General features: G+C 67.5%; 5 protein-coding genes. 2 read left to right on the top strand and 3 right to left on the bottom strand.

Annotated elements, in window-relative coordinates; translation table 11 throughout:
• Window positions 1-866: mitochondrial fission ELM1 family protein (locus tag Q0996_RS18230; RefSeq protein WP_299623002.1), on the bottom strand; the 866-nt coding region annotated here is incomplete at its 3' end.
• Between the two features lie 224 nt (window positions 867-1,090).
• Here Q0996_RS18230 and Q0996_RS18225 point away from each other — a divergent pair.
• Together Q0996_RS18225 and Q0996_RS18220 are read left to right on the top strand one after the other, a co-directional pair.
• Entirely contained in the window at window positions 1,091-1,588 is a 498-nt protein-coding gene (locus Q0996_RS18225; RefSeq protein WP_299622999.1) for an Lrp/AsnC family transcriptional regulator, read from the top strand.
• Window positions 1,589-1,603: 15 nt separating this feature from the next.
• Window positions 1,604-2,101 (top strand): GNAT family N-acetyltransferase, encoded by a 498-nt coding sequence (locus Q0996_RS18220; RefSeq protein ID WP_299622997.1) that lies wholly within the window; start codon window positions 1,604-1,606, stop codon window positions 2,099-2,101.
• 43 nt (window positions 2,102-2,144) lie between these two features.
• Here Q0996_RS18220 and greA read toward each other — a convergent pair whose 3' ends face one another.
• Entirely contained in the window at window positions 2,145-2,621 is a 477-nt protein-coding gene (gene greA / locus Q0996_RS18215) for a transcription elongation factor GreA (protein WP_299622994.1), read from the bottom strand.
• 78 nt (window positions 2,622-2,699) lie between these two features.
• Window positions 2,700-4,217, bottom strand: a 1,518-nt coding sequence (gene carB / locus Q0996_RS18210; RefSeq protein ID WP_299622991.1) for a carbamoyl-phosphate synthase large subunit, incomplete at its 5' end; no start/stop codon positions are given.

The following is a 4,217-nucleotide window of genomic DNA, read 5'->3' as shown; positions in this document are numbered from 1 at the left end:
TTGCCGGTGCTGGCGGCCTCGGAGACCATGTTCACCGAGTCGCCGGTGACCACCAGGTGGTCGGCCAGGCCGAGGATGCCGAAGTAGGGGTTTTCGCCGCTGCCGTCCCAGATGTCGGCAGGCAGGCCCTCCAGACCCTTGCGCAGGATCGCCTCGTTGCGCTGGCCGGTGCGCCGCGAGGGGGTGATCATCAGGCCGCAGCCCTCCTCCCGCGCCAGGCGGGCAAGCTTCTCTGTAACGTCGGTCATGATTTGCGGGGTCATGCGGAAGACGGCGTTGTCGCCGCCGATGAGCACCCCGACCCGCGGTGCGGGCAACTGCGCGTAGCGTCCGGCGAAGGCCTCGGCCGCCGCCGCCAGGCGCTGCGGTGTCACCCGGCCCAGGGCACCGCGGGTGGACAGCACGTTGGGCGCGTTCAGCAGGTCGTGGTCGGGGGTCACCACCAGGTCGACGCAGGCCGGATCGATCACCGGGTTCTGCACCTGGACGGTGAAGCTCCTGCCCCCGGAGATCGCCCGCATGTCGCGGCTGAGCGGGACCGTTTGCCGGCCGCTGGCGATCCAGAGGTCGGGCCAGGGCGGTGCCAGAGCGTCGCCTTTCGGCCCCAGGGTGTCGAGCGGTCTGCGGATCATCCCGGCGGGCAGCCAGCGCCAGGGCTTGGTCACCTGGATGCGTTTGACCTCAGGCGTCAGGCCGATGGCCTCGGCAAGGCCGAGGCACTGGATCTCCATGCCCTGCTTGCCGTCGGTCACCACCCAACAGGTCAGATCGCCGAGGCCGCCGTCATCAGGCTCCGGCGCCGCGCCGCTCAGGGGCGCGGCCTGGCTGTCCTCGTCGTCGATGGTGGGCATGCTGGGGTCGGTCATGGCGGCGCGACTATGGGCGCGCCGTCGACCCGGCGCAAGCCCGGGCGCGCGCATAGCTGCCCGGCCCCGGGGTTGCCCCTTGTGGGCCGTCGCCGGGAAGTTTTGCACAGCCCTACGGGCTTGCGCGGCCCGGGCCGGTCGGTAATATTGTTGCGCAAGCGCCGCATGGAAGAGGCGCGATCTTTTAACCGGGTCAGACTTCCGCAAACGTCCAAGAGGTGTCTATGCGTCGGGTCAAACTGGACCGAATCGATCTGCAAATCCTGCAGGACCTGCAGGAAGACGGACGCATCACCAATGTGGAACTGGCCCGGCGCGCCGGCATTTCGGCGCCGCCCTGCCTGCGCCGCGTGCGCGCGCTGGAGGAGGCCGGCTTCATCCGCGGCTACCACGCCGACCTGCAGGCCGAGGCCCTGGGCTTCGAGGTCACCTTCTTCGCCCTGATCGGCCTCGATAGCCAGTCCGACGCGGTGCTGACGGCCTTCGAAAGCCTGGTGGGCGGCTGGCCGGAGGTGCGGGAGTGCCATATGGCCCGCGGTCCCGACGACTTCGTGCTGCGCCTGGTGGCCCGCAACACCGCCCACGAGAACGAGCTGACCGAGCGGCTGACCGCGGCCCCCCACGTGGTGACCGTGAAGACCATCCAGGTGATCCGCACCGCCAAGTCGACCCCCGGCGTGCCCATCGACGTCCACCAGGGCCTGGAGCCGGCCGCGGACTGAGGTGCGGCAACCCCTGTGACAGACGGTATCGTCTACAATCCGGCGAGTGAAGATGGCCTGCGGCTCGTAGAGGTCGACGTCGAAAACTATGCCGCCGTGCTGCGCCTGAAGGTTGCCGAGGCCCAACGCAGCTTCGTGGCCAGTAACGCCGTCTCCCTGGTGCAGGGCCACTACCACGCAGGCGCCTGGGTCAGGGCGGTCTATGCCGGCGAGGATGCGGTCGGCTTCGTCATGCTGCACGATCCGCGGGCCGGCGAGTTGGCAGACTTCGATACGCAGGGCGCCCTGTTCATCTGGCGGCTGATGATCGCCGAGGATCAGCAGGGCAAGGGTTACGGCCGCAGTGTCTTGGAGATCCTCAAACGGGTCGCCCGCGACAACGGCTTTGCCGCGCTCGGTCTCTCCTACGTCGAGGCCGAAGGCGGGCCCGGGCCCTTCTATGCGCGTCTCGGTTTCAGGAAGACCGGGCGCATGATCGAGGACGAGGTCGAAGCGCGCCTCGACCTCGGCTGATCATCGCGCTCAGCCGCAGCAAAGCGATCGCCGCAGGGGCGCCTCAGACGTATTGGACTTTGAGGATTTCGTAGGCCTTGGAGCCGGCGGGGGTCATCACCTCGACGGAATCGCCAACTTCCTTGCCGATCAGGGCGCGGGCCAGGGGGGCGGTGATGGCCAGGCGGCCGGCCTTAACGTCGGCTTCCATCTCGCCCACGAGCTGGTAGGCGGTCTCGGCGTCGGTGTCCTCGTCCACCAGGGTGACGGTGGCGCCGAACTTGACGGTGTCGCCGTCCAGGGTGGTGACGTCGATGACTTCGGCGCGGGCGATCTTGTCTTCAAGCTCGGCCACCCGGCCTTCGATGAAGCTTTGGCGTTCGCGGGCGGCATGGTACTCCGCGTTCTCCGACAGGTCGCCGTGCTCGCGCGCTTCGGCGATGGCACGGATGACCTCCGGACGCGCGGTGGTCTTCAGGTAGCGCAGCTCTTCTTCAAGGCTGGAATAGCCTGCAGCCGTCATGGGTACTTTGTCGCTCATCGGAGCAAACCTGATGCTTCCCAATTTCCAAGAGAACAAGTGTGCCTGATTTGGCTCGGCTGTAAAGCCTACAGCCGCTTACGAAGCCTTAAAATAAGTCTGCAGCGGCGCGACTGCAAGATCGCCGGACTTCATCGCCTCGATGGCCTGAACCGCGGCTTTGGCCCCGGCGACCGTGGTGCTGTAGGGGATCGAATTGGTTAACGCGGTGCGCCGCAGCGCGAAGGAGTCGGCGATGGCCTTGGCGTCCTCGGTGGTGTTGAAGACGAGCTGGACCTGGCCGGATTTCATGGCGTCGACGATGTGCGGCCGGCCCTCCCGGACCTTCTTCACCGTCTCCACGTCAAGGCCTTGAGCGGCAAGGAATTCCGCGGTGCCGCCGGTGGCCATGATGCGGAACCCCAGATCGGCGATGGCGCGCGCGACGGGTGCCACCGCCGCCTTGTCGCCGTCCTTCACCGAGATGAAGACCGTACCCGAGTCCGGCAGGGTAACGCCGGCGCCGAGCTGGGCCTTCAGAAAGGCGCGGGCGAAGTTGCTGTCCAGGCCCATGACCTCCCCGGTTGAGCGCATCTCCGGGCCCAGCATGACGTCGACGCCGGGAAAGCGCGCGAAGGGGAAGACCGCTTCCTTGACCGCCACGTGGCTGTTCTCGGCGCGGCTTAGATCGAAGTCCTGCAGCTTCTCGCCGGCCATCACCCGGGCGGCGATCTTGGCGATGGGCAGGCCGGTGGCCTTGGCGACGAAGGGGACGGTGCGGCTGGCCCGGGGATTGACCTCCAGGATGTAGATCTCCTCGCCCTGCACCGCGAACTGCACGTTCATCAGGCCGACCACGTTGAGGGCGCGGGCGAGCTTTTCGGTCTGGCGGCCGATCTCCTCGACAAGGGGCTTCGACAGGCTGTGGGGCGGCAGGGCGCAAGCGGAATCGCCGGAGTGGATGCCGGCCTCCTCGATGTGCTCCATGACCCCGGCGATGAAGACTTCGCTGCCGTCGGAAAGAGCGTCGACATCGACCTCGATGGCTTCGCGCAGGTAGCTGTCGATCAGCACCGGATTGCGGCCCGAGACCTTCACCGCGGTGGCGATGTAGCGCTCGAGCTGGGCCTGCTCGTGGACGATCTCCATGGCCCGCCCGCCAAGCACGTAGGAGGGGCGGATCAGGACCGGATAGCCGATCCGCTCGGCGACGCTGAGGGCTTCCTCGCGCGAAGTCGCCGTGCCGTTGGGCGGCTGGCGCAGCCCCAGCTCGCTCAGAAGCGCCTGGAAGCGCCTGCGGTCTTCGGCCAGATCGATGGCATCGGGGGAGGTGCCGAGGATCGGGATGCTGGCCGCCTCCAGGGCGTGGGAGAGCTTCAGCGGCGTCTGCCCGCCGAGCTGCACGATCACTCCCTTCAGTTCGCCGCGGCTCTGTTCGGTGCGGGCGATGCCGATCACGTCTTCGGCGGTCAGCGGCTCGAAGTAGAGGCGGTCGGAGGTGTCGTAGTCGGTGGAGACCGTCTCCGGATTGCAGTTGACCATGATGGTCTCAAAGCCGGCCTCGCGCAGGGCATAGGCGGCGTGAACGCAGCAGTAGTCGAACTCGATGCCCTGGCC

This window comes from Pelagibius sp. (assembly GCF_028289705.1).
Lineage (GTDB): Bacteria > Pseudomonadota > Alphaproteobacteria > Kiloniellales > Kiloniellaceae > Pelagibius.
Note: the sequence above shows the minus strand (reverse complement) of the source record. Positions and strands in the feature narration are given on the sequence as shown.

Excerpts from the sequence above, each read along its gene's own strand:
- Q0996_RS18225 (WP_299622999.1), top strand. The coding sequence starts at position 1,091 with ATGCGTCGGGTCAAACTGGACCGAATCGATCTGCAAATCCTGCAGGAC.
- greA (WP_299622994.1), bottom strand. The coding sequence starts at position 2,621 with ATGAGCGACAAAGTACCCATGACGGCTGCAGGCTATTCCAGCCTTGAA.